The 25938-nt window shown below is 75.4% G+C and carries 20 protein-coding genes; 9 read left to right on the top strand and 11 right to left on the bottom strand.

All coding sequences use genetic code 11. From position 1 onward, the window contains the following. The first annotated feature begins 39 nt into the window (after positions 1 to 39). The gene (locus tag Q2K19_RS16455) at positions 40 to 702 is read left to right on the top strand and encodes a DedA family protein (RefSeq protein ID WP_302772040.1); all 663 of its coding nucleotides are present in this window, start codon (positions 40 to 42) and stop codon (positions 700 to 702) included. Positions 703 to 714: 12 nt separating this feature from the next. Here the strand turns inward: Q2K19_RS16455 and Q2K19_RS16450 are convergent, their stop codons facing one another. The 5 genes from Q2K19_RS16450 to lysX all read right to left on the bottom strand — a co-directional run bounded on the left by Q2K19_RS16450 (position 715) and on the right by lysX (position 8517). After that, a complete protein-coding gene (locus Q2K19_RS16450; protein WP_302772039.1) occupies positions 715 to 2280 on the bottom strand; it encodes a cellulose binding domain-containing protein in 1566 nt (521 codons plus the stop codon). A 157-nt stretch (positions 2281 to 2437) separates the two neighbouring features. Further along, entirely contained in the window at positions 2438 to 3859 is a 1422-nt protein-coding gene (locus tag Q2K19_RS16445; RefSeq protein WP_446839650.1) for a carbohydrate-binding protein, read from the bottom strand. A gap of 76 nt (positions 3860 to 3935) precedes the next feature. Beyond that, positions 3936 to 4679, bottom strand: a complete 744-nt coding sequence (locus Q2K19_RS16440) for a YidC/Oxa1 family membrane protein insertase (protein ID WP_302772037.1) — start codon at positions 4677 to 4679, stop codon at positions 3936 to 3938. A gap of 123 nt (positions 4680 to 4802) precedes the next feature. Then, entirely contained in the window at positions 4803 to 5090 is a 288-nt protein-coding gene (locus tag Q2K19_RS16435) for a DUF6412 domain-containing protein (protein ID WP_302772541.1), read from the bottom strand. Between the two features lie 40 nt (positions 5091 to 5130). Continuing rightward, positions 5131 to 8517, bottom strand: a complete 3387-nt coding sequence (gene lysX, locus Q2K19_RS16430; protein ID WP_446839808.1) for a bifunctional lysylphosphatidylglycerol synthetase/lysine--tRNA ligase LysX — start codon at positions 8515 to 8517, stop codon at positions 5131 to 5133. Positions 8518 to 8703: 186 nt separating this feature from the next. Between lysX and Q2K19_RS16425 the strand changes: the two genes are divergently transcribed. The 3 genes from Q2K19_RS16425 to Q2K19_RS16415 all read left to right on the top strand — a co-directional run bounded on the left by Q2K19_RS16425 (position 8704) and on the right by Q2K19_RS16415 (position 12810). Continuing rightward, positions 8704 to 9846 carry a carboxylate-amine ligase gene (locus Q2K19_RS16425; RefSeq protein WP_446839651.1) on the top strand — a complete coding sequence of 381 codons (1143 nt, stop codon included), beginning with the start codon at positions 8704 to 8706 and terminating at the stop codon, positions 9844 to 9846. 40 nt (positions 9847 to 9886) lie between these two features. After that, positions 9887 to 11260, top strand: coding sequence for an FAD-dependent oxidoreductase (locus Q2K19_RS16420; protein ID WP_302772033.1), 1374 nt, complete (start codon positions 9887 to 9889; stop codon positions 11258 to 11260). Positions 11261 to 11388: 128 nt separating this feature from the next. Continuing rightward, positions 11389 to 12810, top strand: coding sequence for a WGR domain-containing protein (locus tag Q2K19_RS16415; RefSeq protein ID WP_302772031.1), 1422 nt, complete (start codon positions 11389 to 11391; stop codon positions 12808 to 12810). A 43-nt stretch (positions 12811 to 12853) separates the two neighbouring features. Here the strand turns inward: Q2K19_RS16415 and Q2K19_RS16410 are convergent, their stop codons facing one another. Together Q2K19_RS16410 and Q2K19_RS16405 are read right to left on the bottom strand one after the other, a co-directional pair. Further along, the gene (locus Q2K19_RS16410) at positions 12854 to 14116 is read right to left on the bottom strand and encodes a hypothetical protein (protein ID WP_302772029.1); all 1263 of its coding nucleotides are present in this window, start codon (positions 14114 to 14116) and stop codon (positions 12854 to 12856) included. Next, positions 14113 to 14634 carry a SigE family RNA polymerase sigma factor gene (locus Q2K19_RS16405; RefSeq protein ID WP_302772028.1) on the bottom strand — a complete coding sequence of 174 codons (522 nt, stop codon included), beginning with the start codon at positions 14632 to 14634 and terminating at the stop codon, positions 14113 to 14115. Before Q2K19_RS16405 ends, Q2K19_RS16410 begins: the two co-directional genes overlap by 4 nt. Positions 14635 to 14722: 88 nt before the next feature. On the opposite strand from Q2K19_RS16405, the gene Q2K19_RS16400 reads away from it, so the two are divergent. Together Q2K19_RS16400 and Q2K19_RS16395 are read left to right on the top strand one after the other, a co-directional pair. Next, complete coding sequence (locus Q2K19_RS16400) at positions 14723 to 15592, top strand: aminoglycoside phosphotransferase family protein (RefSeq protein WP_302772027.1); 870 nt, start codon at positions 14723 to 14725, stop codon at positions 15590 to 15592. Positions 15593 to 15644: 52 nt separating this feature from the next. Continuing rightward, positions 15645 to 15770 (top strand): hypothetical protein, encoded by a 126-nt coding sequence (locus Q2K19_RS16395; protein ID WP_302772025.1) that lies wholly within the window; start codon positions 15645 to 15647, stop codon positions 15768 to 15770. 86 nt (positions 15771 to 15856) lie between these two features. Here Q2K19_RS16395 and Q2K19_RS16390 read toward each other — a convergent pair whose 3' ends face one another. After that, positions 15857 to 16666 carry an Fpg/Nei family DNA glycosylase gene (locus Q2K19_RS16390; protein WP_302772023.1) on the bottom strand — a complete coding sequence of 270 codons (810 nt, stop codon included), beginning with the start codon at positions 16664 to 16666 and terminating at the stop codon, positions 15857 to 15859. A gap of 104 nt (positions 16667 to 16770) precedes the next feature. On the opposite strand from Q2K19_RS16390, the gene Q2K19_RS16385 reads away from it, so the two are divergent. The 3 genes from Q2K19_RS16385 (at position 16771) to rocD (ending at position 19820) form a co-directional block, all read left to right on the top strand. Further along, positions 16771 to 17448, top strand: a complete 678-nt coding sequence (locus tag Q2K19_RS16385) for a thrombospondin (RefSeq protein ID WP_302772021.1) — start codon at positions 16771 to 16773, stop codon at positions 17446 to 17448. 342 nt (positions 17449 to 17790) lie between these two features. After that, entirely contained in the window at positions 17791 to 18606 is an 816-nt protein-coding gene (ddaH, locus tag Q2K19_RS16380; RefSeq protein ID WP_302772538.1) for a dimethylargininase, read from the top strand. Further along, positions 18606 to 19820, top strand: a complete 1215-nt coding sequence (gene rocD / locus Q2K19_RS16375; protein WP_302772536.1) for an ornithine--oxo-acid transaminase — start codon at positions 18606 to 18608, stop codon at positions 19818 to 19820. The genes ddaH and rocD overlap by 1 nt, the downstream gene beginning before the upstream one ends. A 58-nt stretch (positions 19821 to 19878) precedes the next feature. Here the strand turns inward: rocD and Q2K19_RS16370 are convergent, their stop codons facing one another. From Q2K19_RS16370 to Q2K19_RS16360, 3 genes are all read right to left on the bottom strand, one after another. Next, positions 19879 to 21027 (bottom strand): FHA domain-containing protein, encoded by a 1149-nt coding sequence (locus Q2K19_RS16370; protein ID WP_302772020.1) that lies wholly within the window; start codon positions 21025 to 21027, stop codon positions 19879 to 19881. Between the two features lie 167 nt (positions 21028 to 21194). Then, entirely contained in the window at positions 21195 to 22244 is a 1050-nt protein-coding gene (locus tag Q2K19_RS16365; protein WP_302772019.1) for a fatty acid desaturase family protein, read from the bottom strand. A 122-nt stretch (positions 22245 to 22366) separates the two neighbouring features. Continuing rightward, positions 22367 to 25936: an SCO7613 C-terminal domain-containing membrane protein gene (locus tag Q2K19_RS16360; protein ID WP_302772018.1), complete on the bottom strand. Its 3570-nt coding sequence runs from the start codon at positions 25934 to 25936 to the stop codon at positions 22367 to 22369. Positions 25937 to 25938 lie beyond the last annotated feature (2 nt).

Raw genomic sequence — 25938 nt, 5'->3', positions numbered from 1 at the left:
CCACTTCCGGATCCCCCGGCAGCACGTGGAAGGACGCCGATGGCTCTCGCCCAGAACGTCGACCCGAACCAGTTCACCGGGCTGACCGGCTGGGTGGCGACCGTCATCGACTCGCTCGGCGCGGTCGGGGTGGCGCTGCTGGTCGCCCTGGAGAGCGTCATCCCGCCGATCCCGAGCGAGGTCGTGCTGGCCATGGCCGGCTACCTCGCCGCCGAGGGCCGGTTCTCCGTGGTGCTGATCGTGCTCGCCGCGACGGCCGGCTCGGTGCTCGGCGCGCTGGTGCTCTACTGGCTCGGCGCCGCGCTCGGCGAGGACCGGCTGAAGCGCTGGCTGGACCACATCCCGCTGGTGGACCGGGACGACCTGGAGAAGGCCGACCACTGGTTCGAGCGGCACGGCCGGTGGGCGGTGCTGATCGGCCGGCTGGTGCCGGTGGTCCGCAGCCTGGTGTCGGTGCCGGCCGGCGCCAACCGGATGCCGCTGGGCGAGTTCGTGCTGCTCACCACGCTCGGCAGCGGGGGGTGGAACGCGTTGATCGTCGGCCTCGGCTTCGCCCTCGGCTCGCGCTGGCAGCAGGTCGGCCGCTACAGCGACTGGTTCAACTACGCGATCCTGGCGGCCTTCGCGGTGATGACGGCGAGCTGGGTGGTCCGGAAGCTGCGCCGGCGGCGCGCCCGGCAGTCGGTGACCGCCGGGCGCTGACCGCGACGCCGCTCAGAACTGGGCGGTGATCGAGGTGAACTCCCAGGTGTTCTGGGCGATGCCGGAGCAGTTGGAGACCACGCCGCCGCCCGGGCAGGGGCGGTCCCGGTTGACCGACCAGAAGGTGAACCGGGCGAGCCCGCGGGCCTTGGCCCAGTCCCGGATCTGGGTCCAGGTGGCCGGCGAGGTCAGCTCCTGCTGGTCGGAGAGGCCGTTCATGCCGGAAATTCCCAGGTGGGAGTACGCAGTGGCATCGGACCAGCCGAAGGCGGTCTTGAGCGCGTTCTTCAGGCCCTCGGCGGCGTTCACCGTGCTCTGGTACATGTTCGCGCCGCCGCCGAAGTCGAACGGCATGATGGTGAAGACGTCGACGTTGGCCCCGAGCGCGGCGGCCTGGTTGATCAGGCGGGTGCCCCACCAGGACGGGCCGCTGGTGGACGTGCCGATGGTGACGATGGTCCTGAGGCCCGGGTTGTTCTGCTTGACGAGCTTCAGGGCGCCGAGGATCCGGTCCTGCACGACCTCGTTCTCGAACTCGTCGGTGTTCTCGATGTCGATGTCGATCGCCTTCAGCCCGTACGCGTTGATGACCTGCTGGTACGCGCCGGCCAGGGCGCTCGCCGAGGAGCAGTTGGGGCCGAGCTTGTTGCCGCTCCAGCCGCCGAAGGAGGGGATCACGTCGCCGCCGGCCGCCCGGATCGCGGCGATGGCGTTGGCGTGCGCGCCGCCGGTGAGCGGGCCGCTGCCGTCCCAGGCCGGCGTGCAGCCGCCGCCGGAGAGCACGAACGCGATGGTGAACCACTTGATCCCGGTCGCCCCCATCACCGTGGACGGCGCGGGCGGGTCGCCCCAGCCCGGGTAGAGGTAGGGCGCGGCGGCCATCGCGCCACCGCCCCCGCCGGTGCAGCCGGTGGTGCTGCCCGACACTGCCGCCGACTTCGCCGACTCCCCGCTGGCGTTGTACGCGGTCACCGTGTAGCTGTGCCCGGTGCAGGCCGCCAGGCCGGAGACGGTGGCCGAGGTGCCGGTGACGGTGGCCTTCACGCTGGTGCCCTCGTACACCCGGTAGCCGCTGACCGTGCCGGACACGGCGTTCCAGGCCAGCGAGATGGTGGAGTTGGTGGCCCCGGTGACCCGCAGGCCGCCGGGGGTGGCCGGCGCGGACGGGTTGCCGCCGCCCCCGCCAGTGCAGGAACCGCCGTTGACCGTGCAGTTGATCGGGTCGCCGGTGCCGCTGACGATGAAGCCGAAGGTGGTGCTGGCGCCCGCGGCGAGGGTGCCGTTCCAGGACTGGTTGACCGCGGTGACGTGCTGGCCGGAGGTGCTCAGCAGGGCGTCCCAGTACGAGCCGACGGTGCTGCCGGCCGGCAGGTCGAACTGGACGTTCCACGAGGAGATGCTGGCCGAGCTGTTGTTGGTGACGGTGAACTTCGCCTCGTACCCGGTGCTCCAGCTGGAGGTGCGGACGAAGGCGGCGGTGGCGGCGGAGGCGGGTGGCGCGGCCAGCAGGGTGGCCGCCACCAGTGCGGTGGCAAGCGCGGCGGCGAACGTCGCCACGCGGGCGGAGCGGAGTCTCACGGCGTCCTCCAGGAACCGTTGCGGTGGGAGATTCATGACCGTCGACGTCAGCGCCCATTATTAAGACTGTTAACTGTTTCTGTCCAGAGGGGAACCAGGCGTTAACAGGGGCCCCTTCCTATACGCGAGGCGTTAAGAAGGGGCCCCTCCTTGCACTTCAGTGGCGGAAGGTGAACCAGTTGACGTTGACGAAGTCGGCACCCTGGCCGCTGGTGAAGGTCAGGTAGACGGTGTGCCGGCCGGTCACCGGGGTGACGTTGCCCGGCACCGAGCGCCAGCTCTGCCAGCCGCCGGTGTTGGCGATGGCGAAGCTGCCGGTCGGGGCGCTCGTCGGGCTGTCCACCCGGACCTCGACCAGCCCGCTCACCGCGGCCGGCGCGCCGGAGGCGACCCGGGCCACGAAGTCCCTCGGCGGGGTGGCGCCGAAGTCGACGTTGTCGTAACGGGTCCAGTCGCCGTTGGCCAGCCAGCCGATGTTCTGCCCGCCCTCGGCGCACGCCTCCACCTGCACCCCGTTCTGCGCCGCGTACGCCTCGGCCTGGATCGTCGAGTACGGGTCCACCGTGCCGCCCGGCGGCGGGGTGGTCGGGGACGGGGTCGGGTTGCCGCCACCGCCCCGGGCGTAGACGGCCACGTAGTCGACCAGCATCGGCCGGCCCGGGACGGTCGACGCGGTCGGCGTGGTGAAGCCGGCCACCCCGTTCGGGAAGGAGCCGCCCATCGCGACGTTGAGCAGCAGGAAGTAGCCGCCGTGGCTGGTCATCTGACCCCAGTACGGGTCGCCGACCTGGCTCTGGCTGACGGTGTGGAAGAGCTGACCGTCCACGTACCAGCGCAGTTGTTGCGGGCTGACCGAGGCGTCCCACTCGGTGCGGTAGGTGTGGAACGCCGCCTGGCAGGCGCTGCCCGGGCAGGCCCGGATGTTGCCCAGGCCATTGAACTCGTTGCACGGGCCGCCCGGGGCCACGCCGCAGTGCAGCGTGCCCCAGACCTGGTTGAGCCCGTTGACGTTCTCCATCACGTCGATCTCGCCGATGCCCGGCCAGTTCTGGTAGTTGCCCCGGTACGGCGAGCCGAGCGACCAGAACGCCGGCCAGTAGCCGGCGGCCGCCGCGCCGGTGACGTTGGGCATCTGGATCCGCCCCTCCATGGCCAGGACTCCCCCGGCCGGCGGCTTGAAGTCGGTGCGGACGGTCTCGATCCGGGCCGAGGTCCACCGGCCGGCGCCGTCCCTCAGCGGGGTGATCCGCAGGTTGCCGGCGCCGTCCTGGGACAGGTTGGCGGTGTTCGCGGTGTAGGTCTGGATCTCGCCGGTGCCCCAGTTGGCCGGGCCGCCCGGGTAACTGGTGCCGGTGTCAATGATCCAGTTGGCGGCGGACGGCAGGCTGCCGGACGCGCCGGTGAAGTCGTCGCTCCACACCAGGCTCCAGCCGGACGGGGGCGGCGGGACGGCGGCGTGAGCGGTCATCGCGACGGTGGCCAGTGCGGTGGTGGTGGCGAGCACGGCCGCGAGGGGGAGGAGCCGGCGCGCTCGGCGCACGCCGGACGGGGCGGCGGACGCCGCCGGGGCAGGACTCATCGGGGTGCCTCTCTGCGGGGACGGGGGCAAGAGAGCGCTCTCTGGAGCGTTTTTCTACGCCCCCGCCCGCAACTTGTCAACGCACGTCGATGGACTCCGCCCGCGGTCGCCGCAGCACCGCCTGCTCCAGCGCGGTCCAGCCGGTGGTGGTGACGAGGTAGAGCACCGCGGCCAGCGGCACCACCAGGGCCACCAGCACCGTCGTGTACGGCAGCAGTGGCAGCAGCCGGCCCAGCACGGCGGCGCCGGGGCCGTCGGTGGGCGTACCGGCGACGGTGCCGGTGGCCGCGGCCGCCCGGCGGGCGCGGCGCGCGGACCACCAGGCCAGGGCGAGCAGCGCGGCCAGCAGCACCCCGAAGACCGCCACCACCGAGGTGGAGAGCCCGTCGCCGAGGTGCCAGCCCAGCGGCACCCCGGCCAGCCGCTCGTCGAGCAGGGTGGGGCCGCCGTCGCCGGTGGCGAAGAGGCGGTACATGACCAGGAAGAACGGCGCCTGCAACAGGGCCGGGAGGCAGCCGGCGACCGGGTTGGCGCCGGCGCGCCGGTAGAGCGCGAACAGCTCGCTCTGCAGGCGGGCCGGGTCGTCGGCGTGCCGCTGCTGGAGCTTGCGGACCTCGGGGGCGAGCGCCGCGCGGCGCCGCTCCCCGCGGACCTGGGCCAGGCTGAGCGGCGAGATCAGCAGCCGGACCCCGACGGTGAACAGGACGATCGCGGCGGCCGTGGCGGCCCCGCCGGTCAGCGGGGCGAGCGTGCCGGCGAGCCAGGTGACGACGGTGGCGGCGACGGACGCCGCCGTGTGCAGTGGTGCGAAGGCGTGCATGGGGAACCCCTCGGTCCGATCCCGGATGCCCCGTCGGGACAACGCGTCCCAGCGGGGTGGATGACGACGGAACCGGCCGCGTGGCCACCCGCCGTGCCCGATGGACCCGGGGAGGGCGGAGCGCTACGCGGCCGAGGGGCGCACGCCGGGCGCGCGGGGACGCGGCCGGCCGGCGGCGTCCGGGTCGGCCTGCCGGGGCACCCGCCGGCCCCGGGCCCGGGCCCGCAGGGCGGTCGCGTGCCGCATCGCGCCGGGCGCGCCGGGCACCGCCCGGGACCGGAGCGCGAGCAGCGCGGCCAGCAGCAGCGCGGCCGCCACCGCCGCACCGGCGAGCAGCGTGGCCGGGCGGTCGGCGAGCACGGTGAGCTGGGCGAGGGCGTACGCCCACGCGCTCGTCACCGCCACCAGCATCCCCGGCACACCGCCCAGCCTAGAACCCCCGGTCACGCCCTCAGGAGGACTCGCGGACCAGCGGGAACGGCAGGGTCTCCCGGATCGACCGGCCGGTCAGCAGCATCACCAGCCGGTCCACGCCGAGACCCAGGCCGCCGGTGGGCGGCATGGCGTACTCCAGGGCGGTGAGGAAGTCCTCGTCCAGCTCCATCGCCTCCGGGTCGCCGCCGGCCGCCTTCAGCGACTGCGCGGTGAGCCGGCGCCGCTGCTCGGTCGGGTCGACCAGCTCGGTGTACGCGGTGCCCAGCTCCATCCCGAAGGCGACCAGGTCCCACCGCTCGGCCAGCCGGGGGTCGCGCCGGTGCTGCCGGGTCAGCGGCGACACGTCGGTCGGGAAGTCCAGGTAGAAGGTGGGCACCTCGGTGCTCGGCTCGACCAGCCGCTCGTAGAGCTCCAGCAGCACCGCGCCCCGCCCCCAGCGCGGGTCGTAGGGCACCCCGGCCGCGTCGCAGAGCTTGCGCAGCGCGGCCACGTCGGTGTCGGCGGTGACCTCCTCGCCCAGCGCGGCGGAGATCGCCTCGTTGACCGTCCGGGCCGGCCACTCGGCACCGATGTCGACCAGCTCACCGCCGTGCGGGCGGCGGGCCACCGGCGCGCCGTGCACCGCCACCGCCGCCGCCACGATCAGCTCCCGGGCCAGCTCGCGCATGTCCTGGTAGTCGGCGTACGCCTGGTACGCCTCCAGCACGGTGAACTCCGGGTTGTGGGTGGCGTCGACGCCCTCGTTGCGGAACGCCCGGCCCAGCTCGTACACCCGCTCGACGCCCCCCACGGCCAGCCGTTTCAGGTAGAGCTCGGGTGCGATGCGCAGGCTGAGCCGCAGGTCGTACGCGTTGCTGTGGGTGACGAACGGGCGGGCGTTCGCCCCGCCGTGCACCCGCTGGAGGACCGGCGTCTCCACCTCCAGGAAGCCCCGCCCGACCAGCGAGGAGCGCAGGCTGTGCAGGGCGGCGCCGCGGGCCCGCAACAGGTCGCGCGCGTCGGCGTTGATGGCCAGGTCCAGGTAGCGCTGCCGGACCCGGGCCTCCGGATCGGCCAGCCCGTGGTGCTTGTCCGGCAGCGGACGCAGGCACTTGGCGGTGAGCCGCCAGTCGGCGACCCGCAGCGACACCTCGCCGTGCTTCGTCGCGTACACCTCGCCGGTGGCGCCGACGTGGTCGCCGATGTCGACGGCGGCCCGCCAGCGGTCCAGGTCGTGCTCCAGCATGAGCTGGAGGTCGCCGCTGCCGTCCCGGACGGTGGCGAAGAGGACGCCGCCGTGGTCGCGGACCAGCATCACCCGGCCGGCCACCGCCACCGTCTCCCCGGTCCCGGTGTCCGGGGCCAGCCCGGCGTGCCGCTCCCGCACCGCCGCGCAGGTCTCCGTCCGCGGGTAGCCCACCGGGTACGGGTCCACCCCCGCGGCGCGCAGCCGGTCGAGCTTGGCCAGGCGTACCCGGATCTGCTCCGGCCGCGGCACCTCGGCCGCCTGCGGCGGGACGGCCCGGACCGTCGCGGCGGCCGGCGGCACGAACCCGACCCCGCCGCCGGCCGGCGGCACCCCGTGCAGCGGGGCGGGCCGACCGCCGGGCAGGCCGAGGAAGCCCTCGGCGGCCGCCGCCGCGATGCCCACCCGGGCCAGCTCCCGGCGCTCGGCGAAGCAGAGGTAGCGCGGGGTCCAGTGCGGCTGGTACTTGGCGTTGGAGAGGTAGAGCGACTCCAGCTGCCACCAGCGCGAGAAGAAGAGCAGGGTGTGCCGCCAGAGCCGGATCACCGGGCCGGCGCCGATCCGGGCGCCCTGCTCGAACACCGACCGGAACGCCGCGAAGTTCAACGACACCCGCTCGACCCCCAGGCGGGGGCCCGTGGTCAGCAGCGCCGCCACCATGAACTCGGTGATCCCGTTCTCGGCGCTCCGATCCCGGCGCATCAGGTCCAGCGACACCCCGTGCGCACCCCACGGGCTGAACGACAGCAGCCCCCGCACCCGGCCCTCGCCGTCCCGCGCCTCGACCAGCACGCAGTCACCGTCGGCCGGGTCGCCGAGCCGGCCCAGCGCCATCGAGAAGCCCCGCTCGTGCTCGGTGTCCCGCCAGGACGTGGCGAGCGCGGCCAGCCGGGACAGCTCCTCCGGCGGGATCTCCGCGTGCCGGCGGACCCGGGCCGTGTAGCCGGCCCGCTCCACCCGGTGCACCGCCTGGCGGACCGGGCGCATGTCCCGGCCGTCCAGGTCGAACTCGCGGGTCAGCAGGATCGCCTCGTCGCCGAGTTGGAGCACCTTGAGGCCGTGCCGGTGGTACGCCCGCGCCCCGGCGTCGCCGGCGCCGAGCACCGCCGGGGTCCAGGCGTACTCGCGGGCCCGGGCCAGCCACGCCTCGATCGCCGGGCCCCACGCCTCCGGGTCACCGACCGGGTCGCCGCTGGCCAGGCTCACCCCGTTGACCACCCGGTAGGTGATCGCCGCCTTGCCGCTCGGCGAGAAGACGGCCGCCTTGTCCCGGCGGGTGGCGAAGTAGCCCAGCGAGTCCCGCTCGCCGTACCGGGCGAGCAGCTCACGGATCCGCTCCTCCTCGTCGGCGTGCAGCACCGCGTGTGCCCGCTGCGAGCGGACCAGGGTGAACAGGCCGGCGACGAAGGCGAGCGCACCGAGGGCGCCGAGCAGCAGGTTGACCCAGCCGGGCGCCTGGCCCTGCCGGGTCAGGTCCAGCGTGATCGCGCCACCGAACACCTTCTCGACCGCGTAGCCCAGCCGGTCCGACCAGGTGTGCAGGCTGCCCGGCGCGGCGAGGACCAGCAGGTAGCCGAGCCCGACCGAGACGGCGGCCAGGCCGAGGAAGACGCCGAGGGCCTGCCACGCGCTGCCGGGGCGGACCCGGGCGTAGAACTCGCGGCGGGCGGCCAGCAGCAGGGCCAGCGCGGCGGCGGCGAAGACGATGCCGACCCAGACGCCGACCGTCTCCAGGGTGCCGAAGAGCCGCCGCCCGGCGGCCTCGTTGAGCCGGTTGGTCCCCACCACCAGCAGCAGCGCCCCGGCCAGCACGCCCACCAGCAGGGTGAGGCTGAAATAGGCGACCAGCACCCAGTGGGCCAGCCGCTTGCGCCGCCGCACCGCCGCGGCGAGGGTGCCGAGGAAGACCGCGTACGCCAGGTTGGCCGGGGCGGGCACCAGCAGCGCGTCGATCGCGGTGCGCACCGGCTGGAACTCGAGGCGGGCGGCGCTGCTCAACGCGGCGAGCGCGCAGACCGCCGCGACCACCCAGAGCAGGGTGGCGAAGGCCCGGGGCACCTGACCACGCCACCCCCGGCCGGAACGCCGGGCGTCGGTCACCTTTTGTGACGTGGGGCTCGGGGTCAACGCGGCCTCCCTCGCTGGCGGCGACGCGCCGGGGCGTCGGCCGCGGCCCATCGTAGTCACGCCGCCTGCCCGTCGCCCGGCTGTCCCGATCCGCGCCGAAGCTGGGCGGAACCTTGGCGTGCGGCGGCGACACGCCGCCCGGCGTTTCCCGCCGCCGACACGGTGGGTAACAGGGCGCCCACGACGGCTCCCGGTCGCGGCACGGCGCCGCGAGACACGAATCGGATGGTGGTGGCCATGGACGGGTCAGTGGCGGAACAGGAACGGAGCGCCGCCCCGGGCGGCGGCACGCACCTTCTCACGGTCGGCGTCGAGGAGGAGTTCCTGCTGGCCGACCCGCACACCGGCGCCGCCGTACCCGCCGTCGACCTGGTCATGGAGCAGGTGCCGGCCGAGTTGCGCGGCCAGGTGGAACGGGAGTTCCAGACCAGCCAGATCGAGATCGGCAGCCCGCCCGGGCTGGAGCTGTCCGCCATCCGGCACTCGCTGGGGGTGCTCCGCACGGCGCTGGCCGACGCCGCCGAGCGGGCCGGCGTACGGCTGCTGGCCATCGGCACCGGCCCGGTCGACGGCCCGGTCCCGCCGGTGGTGGACAAGCCCCGCTTCGACCGGATGATCGAGCGGTTCCGGCTGCTGGTGCCCGGACCCGGCAACAACGGCATGCACGTGCACGTGGGCATCCCCGACCCGGACACCGGGGTGCGGGTGCTCAACCACGTCCGGCCCTGGCTGCCGATCCTGCACGCGGTCACCGCCAACTCGCCGTTCGCCAAGGGCGAGGAAACCGGGTACGCGAGCTGGCGCTCGGTCGAGTGGGAGCGCTGGCCGTCGGTGGCGCCCACCCCGTACCTGGACTCCCACGAGCACTACGAACGGCTGATCCGGCAGCTCATCGCCAGCGGCGTGATGCTCGACGAGGGGATGCTCTACTGGTACGCGCGGCTGTCCGCGAGGTACCCGACCGTGGAGATCCGGATCGGCGACGTCTGCCCCTCGGTGGACGACGCGGTGCTGGTGGCGGCCCTGGTCCGGGCGCTGGTGGCGACGTCCTTGACGGAGATCGCCGAGGGCCGCCCGGCGATCAACACCGACCACCACCTGCTGGTCGCCGCGCACTGGCGGGCGGCCCACGACGGGCTGGAGGGCGACGGGGTGGACCTGACCGACGGCGAGCTGCGCCCCGCCTGGGAGCTGCTGGACCGGCTGGTCGAGCGGGTCCGTCCCGAACTGGCGCGGCACGGCGACCTCGACCAGGTGACCGACCTGCTGGGCGGGCTGCGCCGGCACGGCAGCGGCGCGGCACGGCAGCGGGCGGTGTTCGCCCGCACCGGTCGGCTGGTCGACGTGGTCGAGGACGTGGCCCGGCAGACCCGGGGCTGACCGGACCCGCGCCGGATCTCCCCGTGACAGGATGGGCCACGTGGCGGAGCGCCTGATCGTCGTTGGCGGGGACGCGGCCGGAATGGCGGCGGCGTCCCAGGCCCGACGCCGCCGTGACCCGGCGGACCTGGAGATCGTCGCCTTCGAGCGGGGACACTTCATCTCCTACTCGGCCTGCGGCATTCCGTACTGGGTGAGCGGGGTGGTGCCGGAGCGGGACCAGCTCATCGCCCGCGACCCGGGGACCTTCCGGGAGAAGTTCGCCATCGACGTGCGGCTGCGGCACGAGGTCACCGCCATCGACCTGGACCGCCGCGAGGTGGTCGCGCGGGACCTCGACGGCGGCGGCGAGCTGCGCGAGGGCTTCGACGCCCTGGTGTACGCGGCCGGCGCGGTGCCGGTAAAACCCGACTGGGCGCGCGGCGGCACCGCCGGGGTGTTCGGGATGCAGACCCTCGACGACGGCACCGCGCTGCTGGACTGGCTGGACGGCGAGCCCCGGCCACGCCGCGCGGTGGTGGTCGGCGGCGGCTACATCGGCGTGGAGATGGCCGAGGCGCTCATCCAGCGCGGGCTCTCCGTCGACCTGGTCGAGCAGGCCGCCCAGCCGATGTCCACGGTGGACCCGGACATGGCTGAGCTGGTCGCCGAAGCGATGCGCGGCATCGGCATCGCGATCCGTACCGGCCTGACGGTCACCGGCGTGGAGGAGCGGGACGGCCGGGTCGCGGCGGTGGTCACCAACGAGGGGCCGATGCCGGCCGACGTCGTGGTGCTGGGTCTCGGCGTACGCCCGAACACCGGGCTGGCCAAGGCCGCCGGCCTGCCGCTCGGCCCGACCGGCGGGGTGCGCTGCGACCGGCGGATGCGGGTGCCCGAGGTTTCCGGCGTCTGGGCGGCCGGCGACTGCGTGGAGACCCTGCACCTGGTCAGCGGCATGCCCGTGCACGTACCCCTCGGCACCCACGCCAACAAGCAGGGCCGGGTCGCCGGCATCAACATCGGCGGCGGGTACGCCACCTTCCCCGGCGTGATCGGCACCGCGGTCACCAAGGTCTGCGACCTGGAGGTGGGGCGGACCGGGCTGCGGGAGCGGGACGCCATCGCGGCCGGCTTCGAGTTCGTCACGGTGCTGTCCGAGTCGACCAACCGGGCCGGCTACTACCCCGGGGCCCGACCGATGACGGTCAAGCTGATCGCCGAGCGGCCCAGCGGCCGGCTGCTCGGGGCGCAGATCGTCGGCTGGTCGGAGGCGGCCAAGCGGATCGACGCGCTGGCCGTGGCGCTGTGGAACGGCATGACGGTGGACGAGATGACCGCGCTGGACCTGGGCTACGCCCCGCCGTACGCCCCGGTCTGGGATCCGGTGCTGATCGCCGCCCGCAAGGCCGTCGACGCCCTCGCCCACCGGTAGGAAGGGCCCCTTCTTAACGCCTGCGGTATAGCGCGGGCCCCTTCTTAACGCCCGGTTCTTTGTCGGGGGGCGCGGTTAGCGTGTGGGTGTTGTCGCCGGTTCCGGCCGATTCCCCCTGGAGGCACCCCTTGTCGCAGGAGACGACCTATCTCGAACTGTCCGAAGTGGACGGTGGCGCGCACAAGTTCTACGAGGTGGCGGTGGACGACACCGCGATGACCGTGCGCTACGGCCGGATCGGCGACCAGGGCCAGGTGAAGACGACCAGCTACCCGGACAACGCCCGGGCCCGGGCCGCCGCCGCGAAGAAGATCGGCGAGAAGGTCCGCAAGGGCTACGCCCCGGCGGTGCGCGGCGTACGCCAGAAGCGAGCGGTGTCCCGCCGGCAGATCGTCAGCACCCGCTCCACCGCCCGCACCGCCCCGGTCCTCTGGCGGTACGCCTCGGGCGCGCCGGCGTTCGGCATCTTCATCGACGGGCAGAGCTGCATGGTCGGCAACGAGCACGGGGTGATCACCACCCTGGACCACGACGCCCGCGTGCTCCACCAGGTCCGGCTCCCCGACGGGGTGAAGTGCATCGTCGCCGACGACGCCTGGCTCTACGCGGGTTGCGACGACGGTAACGTCTACGACTTCTCCGGCAAGGTGCCCCGGGTGGCGTACGCGATCGCTCCGGAGATCGACATCTACTGGCTGGACATCCACGACGGCGTGCTCGGCGTCTCCGACGCCGACGGCGGGATCGCCGCGATCGACCACGAGGACGAGTTCCTCTGGCGCCGGCCGGGGCGCGGCCGGGCCGCCTGGATGGTGCGCTGCGACACCGACGCCCTCTACCACGGCCACTCTCAGGGGGTCACCGGCTACGACTGGCGTACCGGGCGGGAGCTGTGGCACACCCGCACCGGGTCGGTGCTCTTCGGCTGGCAGGAGCGCGACGCGGTGTTCGCCGGCACCGGCACCCGGGAGGTGGTGCGCCTGCGCAAGGACGGGCGCCCGGAGCGGAGCTACCGGTGCGACGCCCCGGTCTTCTCCTGCGCCACCGCCGAGGACGGCCGGTACGTCTTCGCCGGCGACAACCAGTCCTCGATCTACTGCTTCGACGCGGCCGGCAACCGGCTGTGGAAGCTCGGCACCGGCTGCGGCTCGGCCTACTCGATGCAGTACCACCAGGAGCGGCTCTACGTGGTGACCACCGGCGGCTACCTGGCCTGCATCGACGCCAGCGAGCCGGCGATCCGGGCGGCCGAGGCGGGCACCGTGCCGGAGGTGGTGGACGTCAAGGCGCCGGCCCGGCTGCCCGAGCCGGCCGCTTGGACCTCGGTGGAGGTGACCACGGACGACCGGGCCGGCGTGGTGGTGCAGTGCGTCGAGCAGGGCGGGCGGCTGCGCATCCACGTCCTCTCCGACGGCTACCGGCGGGACTGGTCGGTGCAGTTCCCGAAGGGCATCCGGGAGGTGGGGGCGCGCTACCTGGTCACCGAGGTGCGGGAGTCGGGGCGCGGCGGCTTCTACCGGACGTACGGCGACATCCGCCGGCTGCGGTGAATGGCTCCGGTCCGGGGGCGGTGCGGGACCGCCCCCGGACCGGTCACCGGCAGGTCCAGCGCACCGGCCGGACGTCCTGGTCGTCGCGCTCGAGCTTTCCGCCGAGCACCCGCCCGTCGTCGCTGAGACTCTTCACCCCGCCCTGCCGCCCGCCGCGCCAGCCGTCCGGCACGGGCAGCTTTACAGTCTTCGTGTCGGTGATCACGCCGGGGACGTCACCGGAGACCACACCGGCCAGCCAGCCCCGACTGTTGCCGGTCCCGGACCAGAGGATGCCCTCCATTACGTCCGCCTGTCTGGTACGCAGATCGATCCGCACCGGGTACCTGTTGATGCCGCTCCGGGGGACCACCTTGGTGTCGCGTTCGGCGGTGCCGGTCACCCAGCCACCGGCCAACGACAGGGGCAGGAACCGGTCGGCCTTCCCGTCGGGCACCCGCGGTAACGGCAGCACCTCCGGCCGGGCGGCGCCCGGACGCCACACCACCGCGCGGGTGGGCTTGTCCGGGTGCCCGTCGGACATCGCGCCCAGGATGGTGCCGTCCTCGTCGATGCCGACGGCCGTGCCCTCCCACTGCGGGCCGGGCAGTGGCAGGTCGACCGGCCGGCTCTGGTACGAGTCCCAGACCACCGGCAGTTGCTTGAAAGCCGGCTCCCAGGCGTGCCCCAGGCTGCGGTAACCGACGATCCGGCCGGCGTCGTTGACGGCCGCCGCGCCCTCGGACGTTCCCCCGGGCAGGCGGATGACCTCGCCGTCGCGCACGGCCCACGCCCGCCACTCGTTGCCGGCGCTCAACGACGAACCCACCGCCAGGCCGGCCCGGTTCACATCCGTCAACTCCTGCGCCTCGCCCGGCAGCTCGACCTCCCGGACCCGGTCGCCCTCCCAGATCAGCAGGCCGAAATCCAGGCGACCCTGCCCCTGCGGGGCCCGACGGCCGACCAGCCACCGGCCGTCCGGGTCACCGCCGGTGACCGCGCCGTGTGGATCGCCCGGCACGGACAGCAGGGCGGCCGTGCAGATCCCCTGCCACGGGCCGGTCGGCCGCGGTGTCGGCGACGGCATCGACGGGCTGGTGCTCGCGGCCGGCGCAGGCGCCGCCCGCCCGTCCCCGCGCAGCGCCGCCGGCAGCGCGGCCACCGCCAGCACACCCAGCGCGGCCGCCCCGGCCGCCGCCACCCGGCGGTTGCGCCGCCGCCGGCGGGCCTCCCGCATCGCCCCCGGCAGGTCGATCCGGGGCGGGCCGGCCGGCTCGTCGTCCAGCCACCGCAGCCGGTCGGCGACGTGTTCGTCATCGGTCCTCATGCCCACCGCTCCTTTCCGGTCCGACCGGCCAGCTCGCGGTCCCCGAGCAGCCGTCGCATCGCCGCCAGGCCGTGCGAGGTCTGGCTCTTCACCGTGCCGGGCGAGCAGCCCAGCGTCCGGGCCACCTCCTCCACCGGCAGGTCGTGCAGGAAACGCAGCACCAGCACCGCTCGCTGGCGGGGCGGCACCTTGGCCAGGGCGTCGCGCAGCACGGTCTGCTCCTCGACGCCCCGGTCCTCGGTGGACCGCACGTCGGGCGGCCCGCCGAACAGGTGCACCCGCCACCAGCCGCGCCGCCGGGTGTCCAGGAAGTGCCGGACCAGCACCGTGCGGACGTACGCGTCGAGCTGCTCGACCTCAGCGATCCGCGCCCAGCGCAGGTAGAGCCGCGTGGCGGTCTCCTGCACCAGGTCGTCGGCCAGGTCGCGGTCGCCGCAGAGTCCGTACGCGAGCCGCCGCAGCGCCGGCAGGCGCGCCGTGACGTACTCGACGTATTCCTGGTCCGATGCATCCGGCATCCGGCCACCTCCCTGGGGTTCGCTGTTCCAGACGGCACCAGGCCGGAAACGGTTGTACGCGATCCGCAGCAGATCCGAGGATGGCCGGATGGAGATCCCTGAGAGCCTGCGGTGGACCGACCAGATCCCGGCGGGCCGGGCCTGGCAGGCGGTGCTGCCGGACCGGCTGGCGGAGTGCGTCGCGCAGTGGGACCTGCGGGTGGTGGGACCCCCGTTCGGGTACGCGTTCGCCTCGCTGGCCGTGCCGGCCGAGCTGCCGGACGGCACGCCGGCCGTGCTGAAGCTGCAGTATCCGGACGACGACAGCGTGCACGAGGCGACCGCGTTGGCGCACTGGGCCGGCCGGGGCGCGATCCGGATGCTGGCCCACGACCCGGAACGGCGGGCGCTGCTGGTGGAGCGCTGCCTGCCCGGCACCCCGCTGCACGCGCTGCCGGCCGACGCGGCGCTGGACGCCGTGGTCGAGCTGCTGCCCCGGCTCGCCGTGCCGGCCGGCCCGCCGTTCACCCCGCTCGCCGAGGAGGCGGCCGGCTGGGCGGAGCGGATGCCGGCGCAGTGGGAGCGGGCCAACCGGCCGTACGAGCGCCGGCTGCTGGACACCGCCCTCGGGCTGCTCGCCGACCTGGTGCCGAGTCAGGGCGAGCAGGTGCTGGTCAACCAGGACCTGCACGCCGGCAACGTGCTCCGGGCGACCCGGGAGCCGTGGCTGGTCATCGACCCGAAGCCGCTGGTCGGCGAGCGGGAGTTCGCGGCGGTGCCGATGGTGCGCGGCCCCGAGCTGGGGCATTCCCCCGAGGCGGTGCGGCACCGGCTGGACCGGCTCAGCGCCGAGCTGGGCCTGGACCGGGGGCGGGTCCGGGGCTGGACGGTCGTGCACACCCTGGCCTGGAGCATCGGCGAGGACCAGGTGTTCCCCCGCCAGGTCGAGACGGTCCGCTGGCTGCTCGGCCTGGCGTGAGTGGTCCCCGGGGACCACCCACGCCACGCGGGTTCAGGCCGGATACGGGACCGTGTCGCGTGCCGCCCGCAGCGCGGCGGCCCACCTGGTCGTCCTGCTGCCCGCCGACGAGGCGACCGCGCTCGCCGTCGAGCAGCTCCGGCACCGCCCGCGCGGCATCCTCCGCGCGGCGAGCTGACGCCGCCGCCGCGGTCCGGGGCGCGGCCCGGCGCTCGCCGCGACACCGGCGGCCGGCCGGATCGGTTGCGAGGGCACCGTCCGGTGTCAGCCGGCCTGGCAGGTGGCGCACCAGTAGAGGTTGCGGCCGGCCAGCTCGCCCCGGCTGACCTCGGCCCGGCAGACGTGGCAGGGCGCGCCGGGGCGGCGGTAGACGTACACCTCGCCGCCGTGCCGGTCGACCCGGGGCGCGCGGCCCATCGCCTCCGGCAGGTGGACCTCCCGTACGGTGTCGATCCGGCCCCGCTCGACCGCGCGGGTCATCAGCGCGACCAGGTCGGCCCAGAGCTCCCGCCAGCCCGCCGGGGTGAGCTGCCGGCCGGGCAGGGTCGGCGGCAGCCCGGCCCGGAACAGCGCCTCGGTCACGAAGATCAGGCCGGTGCCGGCCACCACCGACTGGTCCAGCAGCAGCGCGGCCAGCGGGGTGGCGCTGCGGCGGATGCGGGCGTACGCCCGGTCCGGGTCGGCGTCGGCGCGCAGCGGGTCGGGGCCGAGCCGGCCGCGCAGCGCGGCCACCTCGGGCGGGGTGAGCAGCTCGCAGGCGGTCGGGCCGCGGAGGTCCAGCCAGTGCCGGTCGGTGTGCAGCCGCAACCGGACCTGCCCGACCGGGGGTGGCGGCTCGCCGGATCCGTCGGTGACCTTGCCGTAGAGCCCGAGGTGGACGTGCAGGGTCAGCTCGCCGGCGTAGTGGTGCAGCAGGTGCTTCCCGTACGCCTCGGTGCCGTCGAGGACGGTGCCGGTGAGCCGGGCGGCGCCTTCGGCGAAGCGGCCCTGCGGGCTGGCGGCGTGCACCTTGTCGCCGGCGAACAGCTCGGCGTGCCGGGCCGCCAGGCGGTGGATGGTGTGTCCCTCTGGCACGGCTGCCAAGCGTAGTCACCGGTCACCGGGTGTCGACTTCTCCACCACTGGGTACCTCCTGACTGTCACGCGCGGCCTCCGCGCCTGGATCAGGAGGTGTCGAAGTGAAGATTCTGTCCCGCCGGAGCGCCCCGGCGCGAAGTGAGGACGTCGACGGCGACGGCGTCGTCGACGCCCGCGACCGGGTCGCGGACCGGGTGGACGGCCAGCCGGTGGTCACCGACCGCGACGCGGACCGGACGACCTACCGCAGCGGCGCGACCGTCACCGAGGGCGAGCGCGCCACCGACGCGGAGCGGCGCGCGCACGCGCGGGTGGACGACGCCACGCGCACCCACGCGACGACGGACCCGGACCCGACCCTGGAACGCACCGTCGACCTGGACGGGGACGGCCGGCCGGACCGGGCGGAGCGCGCCGACGTCGCGGAGCGGACCGCCCCGGTGGCGCTCGGCCCGCGGCCCCGGACCAGCCTGCTGGCCACCCTCGGCCTGATCGTCTCGGTGGTCGGCGCGCTGTTCGTGCTCTCCGGAACCCTGGCCGGGTACGGCGTCGGGCTCGGCGCGGTCGGCGCGGTGCTCGCCGTGCTCGGCCTGATCGCCACCCGGCGCCGGCACGTGGCCGGCACGACCGACGCGCTGATCGGCGTGGTGGTCGGCCTCGCCGCCGTGGTGCTCGGCGTGGTGGCGCTGACCGGCCAGTTCGACTGGCCGACCACTGACGGCGCGTGGGTGGGCCGGTTCCGCGAGTGGCTCGACTCACAGTTTGCCAACTGGTTCTGACGGGCACTGTCCGGCCGCCGGCAGCGCCGGCCCGCCCGATCAGCTCTGGTGGTTCACCAGCCGGGCACACACCCTTTCGGGGGCGGCGGTTCGCCGCCCCCGAAGCGTGTCCGGGGTCACCCGCCGTGCCCCGGCACCGGCACCCGCGCCTCCGGGTGGAACGGGCCCGACCGACGACGCAACGATCCACCGCGAGCGGGAGCCCAGACGCAACGATCCGTCGCCGTACGCAACTTCTCACGGTGGATGTCGTCGGCCCGCGCCGCATACCGTTGGACCACGGCGCCAGCCCGTGGGCCGACGGTGGCCGGGCGCGCCCGACCCTGGGAGCACGACATGACGATGGACGCGACCCGCCAGCGCTTTCTGATGTGCCGGCCGACGTACTTCGCCGTCGACTACGCGATCAACCCGTGGATGGACCCCACCGCGCCCGTGGACGCCGACCTGGCGATCCGGCAGTGGGAGCAGCTCCGCCAGACGTACGTCGACCTGGGCCACGAGGTCGAACTGATCGACCCGGTCGCCGGCCTGCCGGACATGGTCTTCGCCGCGAACGGCGGCACGGTGATCGACGGCAAGGCCATGGCGGTGCAGTTCCGCGACCCGCAGCGCGCCGACGAGGCCCCCGCCTACCGCGCCTGGTTCGAGGCCGCCGGCTTCGAGATGTACGACCCGAAGCACGTCAACGAGGGTGAGGGCGACGTCCTGCTGGTCGGCGACCACCTGCTCGCCGGCACCGGGTTCCGCACCGCGCACGCCTCGCACGCCCAGCTCCAGGAGGTCTTCGGCTACCCGGTGATCACCATGCAGCTGGTGGACCCGCGCTTCTACCACCTGGACACCGCCCTGACCGTCCTCGACGAGCGCACCGTGGCGTACCTGCCGGAGGCGTTCTCGCCGGGCAGCCGGGCGGTGCTGCGCCGGCTGTTCCCGGACGCGGTCCACGCGACCATGGCCGACGCCGAGGTGCTGGGGCTGAACGCGGTCGGCGACGGGCGGCACGTGGTGCTGCCCGCCCAGGCCACCGACCTCGCCGCCAAGCTGCGCGACCGGGGCTACGAGACCATCGGGATCGACCTGTCCGAGCTGCGCAAGGCCGGCGGCGGACCGAAGTGCTGCACATTGCGACTCCGTCAGGGAAAGGCAGTCAAGTGATCGTCGACGACATGCTGCGGACGCCGTCCGCGGTCCGGGACGCGGAGCGCCACACGGCGCACAACTACCACCCGCTGCCCGTGGTGATCTCGTCCGCCGAGGGCGCCTGGCTGACCGACGTGGACGGCCGCCGCTACCTGGACTGCCTGGCCGGCTACTCGGCGCTGAACTTCGGCCACCGGCACCCGACGCTGATCGAGGCCGCGCACGCGCAGCTCGACCGGCTCACCCTCACTAGCCGCGCGTTCATCCACGACCAGTTCGCCGACTTCTGCCGGGAGCTGGCCGCGCTCTGCGGCAAGGACCTGGTCCTGCCGATGAACACCGGCGCCGAGGCGGTGGAGACCGGCATCAAGGTCGCCCGCAAGTGGGGCTACCAGGTCAAGGGCGTGGCCCCGGGCCAGGCGAACATCGTGGTCGCCGAGGGGAACTTCCACGGCCGGACCACCACCATCGTCAGCTTCTCCACCGACGAGGACGCCCGCGCCGACTTCGGGCCGTACACGCCGGGCTTCACGGTCGTCCCCTACGGCGACCTGGCCGCGCTGACCGCCGCGATCGACGAGAACACGGTCGCCGTGCTGCTCGAGCCGATCCAGGGCGAGCAGGGCGTCGTGGTGCCGCCGGAGGGCTACCTGCCGGGCGTCCGCGAGGTCTGCACCGAGCGGAACGTGCTCTTCATCGCCGACGAGATCCAGTCGGGCCTGGGCCGCACCGGCGCGACGTTCGCCTGCGACCTGGAGGGCGTCGTCCCGGACATGTACCTGCTCGGCAAGGCGCTGGGCGGCGGCATCGTGCCGGTCTCCGCGGTGGCCGCGAACGCCGACGTGCTCGGCGTGCTCAAGCCGGGCCAGCACGGCTCGACGTTCGGCGGCAACCCGCTGGCCTGCGCCGTCGCCACCGAGGTGGTCCGGCTGCTGGCCACCGGCGAGTTCCAGCGCCGCTCGGCCGAGCTGGGCGAGCGGCTGCACGCCGGGCTGCGCGGCCTGATCGGCAAGGGCCTGGTGGCCGTCCGGGGTCGGGGCCTCTGGGCCGGCCTGGACATCGACCCGGCGCTGATGACCGGCCGGCAGGCCTGCGAGCGGCTGATGGAGCGGGGCGTCCTGGCCAAGGACACCCACGGCTCCACCATCCGGCTCGCCCCGCCGCTGGTGATCACCGAGGAGGAGATCGACCACGCGGTGGCCCAGCTCGCGGCCGTGCTGGAGGGCTGACCCCGTACGCGAAAGGGCGCCGGGACCGCGACGGTCCCGGCGCCCTTCGTCGTCGCCGTCAGGGACGGGGCAGCCGCATCGCCATGGTCGGGGCCTCCGCCATCACCGAGTTCGGGGTGAACTTCGCGTCGCTGGCCACCTCGTCGGCCCGGCCGATCTGCACGCCCGGGTAGAGCTCGACGAGATCCCCCTCGGCCAGCACCCGGGACTGCTGCGGGGCGAGCGTGATCCGGTCCGGCTCGGCCATCGAGCCGCCGGGACGCACGCCCGAGCCGTTGGTGCTGGTGTCCGTCACGATCACCTCGCCCACCCGCAGCTCGAACCGGACGTGGCTGCGGCTGATCCAGCGCCGCGCCTCGTCGTTGAGCCACTGGCCGAGCACGACGCCACCGGAGGCGTCCGGCGCCCGCCCGACCAGCACCGGCTGGGACTCGGTGAGGGCGAACCGGCGCCGCACCAGCCCGCCGATCCGGACCGCCAGCACCGCCGTACGCGGCCGCGGGCCGGCGTCGCCGAGCCGCGCGCCGTGCCGGGGGCAGGTCGGCACGCCGTTGCGCAGGGCGGGCGGCGGCTGGCCGGCCGGGGCGCGGTCGACCCGGGCCAGGTCGGCAAAGGCGCCGCCGCCCCCACCGCCGCCGAAGAGCGCGCAACCCGGCTCGGGGCAGCGCCACTGCCGGGCCAGCAGCTTCTCGCCGACCGGCGAGCGGCTGCCGGAGGCCGGGCTCTGCCCGCCGCCGACGTGGGCGATGAACACCGGACCGCCGGCGCCGGGCACCGGGGCCAGCACCCGCCCGGCCTGGCCCAGCCACGGGTAGCGGCCGCTCAGCCCGTCGAACCGCATCCGGCTGAGCACCGGCAGCCCGAGCAGGTCGGCGATTTCCAGCATCCGGTCGCCGGGGTGGTCGAGCACCTCGACCAGTCCGTCGTCGGCCCAGCGCCGGACCACCATCCGCTCGTTCGAGGTGAGGTCCGCGTCGGAGAGCAGGGCCCGGTGCACGATCGCGTAGACCGGGACGCTGTCCTCCTCCAACTGCCGGGACAGGGCGTCGATCACCATGCCGAGCCGCAGCAGGCTGGCCGGCCGTCCGCCGTCCAGGTCCTGCCAGCGGATCACCTCGGCCAGGTCCACCACGGCGCGCGCCAGCGAGGGGTCGGTGCAGACCCGGCCCTCGATGGCGTCCAGCACCTTGCTGATCTCGAATCTCACGGGGCACTCCGGGCGATGTCGTCGATCCGCCGGGACGGGGTCGACCCGCCCGGCTCGTCCCGCACCGCCGCGGCGGTGAGCACGTCTGCCATGCGCCGACCCTACCGGGCGGACGCGCCGCGGCCCGGCCCAGGCACGCCTCCTGAGCAGGACCGGGGTCGCCGCCGTCAGCTGCGCCGCAACGGGCGGCCGACCTGGTGCAGGTGCGCCAGGGCCTGCCGGTACGACTCCACCAGCCCGGTCTCCGCGTACGGGATGCCCTGCTCGGCGCAGTACGCCCGGACGATCGGCCGGGCCCGGCGCAGGTTGGCGCGGGGCATGTTCGGGAAGAGGTGATGCTCGATCTGGTAGTTGAGCGCCCCCAGCGCCGCGTCCACGAACCGGCCGCCCCGCACGTTTCGCGAGGTGAGCACCTGCTTGCGCAGGAAGTCCAGGTCGTCGTCCGGGTCGGGCATCGGCATGCCCTTGTGGTTCGGGGCGAACGCGCAGCCCAGGTAGAGCCCCCACAGCCCCTGGTGGACGGCGACGAAGAGCAGTGCCTTCCCCGGCGACAGCACCGCGAACAGCAGGCCGAGGTAGCCGGCGGCGTGCGCGACGAGCAGCAGCGCCTCGACCGCGCGGTGCCGTACCGGGGTGCGCCACCGGCCGTCCTCCCGGCCGGCCAGCGCCCGCACGCTCGCCACGTGCAGCGCGAGCCCCTCCAGCAGGAGCAGCGGGAAGAAGAGCCACGCCTGCCGCCGGGCCAGCCACCGGCCGAACCCCCGGGTCGCCGCCGCCTGCTCGTCCGTCCAGACCAGCGCGCCCGCCCCGACGTCCGGGTCCTCGTCGGTGTGGTTCGGGTTGGCGTGGTGGCGGTTGTGCTTCTCCACCCACCAGCCGTAGCTCAGCCCGACCGCGAGGTTGCCGGCGACCAGCCCGGCCAGCTCGCTCGGGCCGCGCCGGCGGAACATCTGCCGGTGGCCGGCGTCGTGCCCGAGGAACGCCACCTGGGTGGTGGCCACCGCCATCGCGGCCGCCAGCGGCAGCTGCCACCAGGAGTCGCCGACCGCCACCACCAGCGCCCAGCCGGCCAGGTAGGCGCCCAGGGTGAGCCCGATCCGGATCGCGTACCAGCCCGGCCGGCGGGCGAACAGCCCGGCCTCGGCGACCCGGCGGGACAGCCGCGCGTAGTCGCTGCCCCGCCGGGCCGCTGGTGCCGTCAACGTCGATGAGGTCATCCCGATCCCCGATTCTCGGTCCGTGCGCCACGCCGGACGGCGCGACTCCGCGTGATCGAGTCTGGTCGGGACGGTCGCTCTGGGTAATCCTGGCAACCCCCCAGCCGGGGGTGGTGCTGGCCCTACCCCATCCGGCCGACGAGCGCCCGCAACCGCGCCAGGTCGCGCCGGCGGCGCTCGTAGGTGGCGGCCAGCCCGATCAGCGCCAGCCCGCCCAACCCCAGGAAGATCCAGCGGGGCAGCAGGTCCCAGCCCCGGGCCAGCTCGTGCAGCGCGAGCGGCACCAGCGTGGCCGCGCCCAGCACGACGGGCGCCTGCCAGCGCCGGGTCGCGCCGCCGAGTACCGCGGCCAGCGCGACCACGCCGAGCGCGAGCCGACGCCACGGCTGCGGGTCCGGCGCCGCCAGCACCGAGACCAGGCTGGGCAGCAGCGCCGCCGCCAGCCCCGGGCCGAGCGCGAGCCAACTGTTCAGGCCGGGCCGGGTCCGCACCGCCACCAGGCCGGCGACGAGGGCGAGCGCGGCGGCCGGCGCGGTGTACGCCTCCAGCACCACCACCCCGCCGGCGGCCAGCAGGAGCCAGCCGCCGAGCAGTTCGCTGCCGCCCGCGACGGCGGCCAGGATGCGCCGGCGAGCCGCCGACTCGCCTCGCCGCAGCACCCGTACCGCCACGGCCGCGCCCCAGAGCGCGCAGACCGCCGCCGCGTGCCGGAGCGCGCCGCCGGTGAGCAGCAGCGCCAGCACGGCCACGGCCTGGGCCGCCGCCTCCAGCGCCGCCGCCGCGCTGGCCGCCGCGCCCGCGCGGGCCGGCGCCCCGGTCCCCGCCGCCGCACCGGCCTCCCCGGCGCGCCGCAGCGGTACGCCGTGCAGGACCAGCGCCGCCACCGCCAGCGCCGCGAAGGCGGCGGTCCGCAGCGGCAGCCCGGCGGCCAGCGGCGCGGTCACCGCGAAGCCGGTGGCCGCCGCCACGGCGGCCAACCAGCCGGCGCACCGGGCAGCGGCGGGCCGCCCGGCCACCCCGACGACGACCGCCGCGACGACCAGCACGCCCAGGGCGGCGAGCGTCCCGGCCCGGGTGGCGGCGAGCCCGCCCAGCCCGGGCACGGCGAGCGCCGGCCCGAGCGCCAGGGTCACCGGGAGCAGCGGCGGGCGCGGCGCGGCGAGCGCGGCCACCAGCAGCGCACCCAGCCCGGCGCCGAACGCCACGGCCGGTACCACCGGCCAGGGTGCGCCGGCGCCGGCCAGCAGCACCGGGACGGCGACCGCGCCGAACGGCAGCGCGGCGAGCGCGGGCCGCCACCGCCCGCCGTTTCGACGACTCCCGCTCGGCGCGTCCGACGCCGCGCCGCGACCGGGAGCCGTCGCGACCCGGACGTACGCGGCGGCGGCGACCGCGAGCAGCAGCAGCGTCAGGGCGGCGCGGGTCGCGGCCGGCACCGGGGCCGCGGCGGGCACCCCGGACCAGGGTCGAACCGGCAACGCCAGCAGCACCGCGAGGCTCGCCGGGGCGGCGGCCAGCAGCGCCAGACCGGCCAGCCCGGCGCCGACCAGCCGGGGCGCGCGGGCCGGCCGGGTGCCCCCACCGGCGGCCAGCGCCAGCAGCACACCGGACGCGGCGTAGACCGATGCCGGCTCGCCACTGCGCAGGACCAGCGGGGTGACCGCCACCGCGGCCAGCGCGACGGCGAAGCCGGTCGAGGCGTACCCGTGCAGGTCGGGCCAGTGTCGACGGACGGCGAGGACGGCGACCACCAGCAGCGCGACGGCGGCCGATGCGCCCCGGAGCTGCCACCAGGAGGGCAGGCCGAAGCCGAGCAGCGCCACCGCCACCCCCGCGGGTACGGCGAACAGCGCCGCGCCCAGCGCCACCCCGGCGACGGCCGGCTGTGCGCCCGCGCCCCGCCTGCCCAGCGCCGCCGCCAGCAGGCCGACGCCGGCGACGACGGCCCACCCGGCGGCCGCGCCGGCCGGCTCGGCGCGGCCGACCAGCAGGGCGTGCCCGGACAGCACCGCGGCGGCGAACGCGGGCGCCAGCACGGTCGCGTACCGGGGGCGCGGCCGGCGCACGGCGCCCAGCAGCAGCGCGCCGGCCGCGGCCAGGTCGGCGGCCACCACCAGCGGCCACGGGGTGGCTGCGACGGCCGGCACGGCCAGTACGGCCAGCGCCCCGCCGACCACCCCGACCACCGGTCGGGCGGGCCGGGGCAGGTGCAGCGCCACCGCGCCGGCGGTGAGCAGCACGGCCAGCGGGAGCTGCCAGCCCCAGGACGGGGCCGGGACGGGTTCCGCCCTCTGCCAGGCCGGCGCCGCGGCGAGCGCGGTGGCGCCCGCGACGAGCAGGCTGAGGACGGTGGCGACCTGACCGAGCGCGGCCGCCACCACGAACGCACCCACCCGCGGCCCGGTACGCTGCCGCCCCGGCACCGCCCGCACCGCCCCGGCCAGCCCGGCCACCACCAGACCGGCGGCGATCAGCAGCGATCCCGGGCGCAGCTCGGCGACCGGGCGGAGCAGCGCGCCGGCCAGCACCGGCACCAGCAGGCCGGCGGTGACGGCCCGGTAGGTCCGGCCGCCGGCCGCCAGCGCCCCGGCGAACAGGGCCAGCGCCACGACCAGCAACGGCGCGCCGGCCAGCAGTGGGGTGCCGCCGGCCCGGCCCAGGACCAGCGGCACCAGCGCGCAGCCGGCCGCCACAGCCAGCGCGGCACCGTGCCCGATCCAGCCGAGCACCCACCCGGCCAGCACCGCCGCCGACGCCCCGCTCCCGACCGGCCCCTCGTTCCCGGCCGGGGCGCCGCCGACGGACGACGGCACCCCGGACCGGTCCCGGGCCTCGCCGCCCACCCGCGACGTGACCCGGTTTCGCAGGACGACCACCACCACGAGGTCGCCCAGCGCCAGCCCGGTGAGGACCACCGCCCAGCCGGCGGCGGACGGCTCCGCCGCCAGCGCGGCCAGCGGCAGCACCGGCTGGGCGGTCAGCAGCGCCGCGAACCACGGCACGGTGAGCCGGCTCAGCCGCGCGTAACCGGCCGCGACCGCCGCGCCGAGCCCGCCGACCAGCGCGGCGTAGCGGCTGCCCGGCCAGCCGGCCACCCCGAACAGGTCCACCGACCAGGCGGCGTACCCGTCGAGCAGCACCAGCAGCAGCCCCACCGCGGCGAACGTCTCGGCGGTGCCCCGCAACCCGCGCCAGCGGGCGACCAGCGGCACGGCCAGGGTGAGCGCGGTGACCGCGAGGAGGATCAGTGCCCGCCCGGCCACCCCGAACGCGGACCAGGCGACCGCGGTGAAGACCACCGCCGCGGTGCCCAGCAGCAGTCCACCGAGGACGAAGAGGAGGCCCTGCACGGCCCGGGCCGAGGTCTCCGCCCCGCCGGGCGGCGCGGGGGCGGCCGGCACCGGGTGGACCGGGGCCATCGGCGGCGTCGCCACCGGGCGCGGGGGCGGGATCTCCAGCCGGATCCGCGCACTGAGCTCGGCCCGCCGCTGCCCGGCCGCCCCCAGCCGGGCCGCCAACTCCTGGTACGTCGCCCGCGCCTGCTCCACCCGCGGCGCGAGCGCGGCGATCTCCCGGTCCAGCCGGATCACCTCGGCGGCCGGCGGGTACGGCGGTCGACCGCAGCCGCGACAGCCGGAGACGAGATCGGCGGGGGCGCCGCAGCCGGGGCAGGGGTAGCCGGTGTTCTCCACCA

This window comes from Micromonospora sp. NBRC 110009 (assembly GCF_030518795.1).
In the GTDB taxonomy this organism is placed as follows: Bacteria; Actinomycetota; Actinomycetes; order Mycobacteriales; family Micromonosporaceae; genus Micromonospora.
This window is presented reverse-complemented; position numbering and strand designations above follow the sequence as displayed.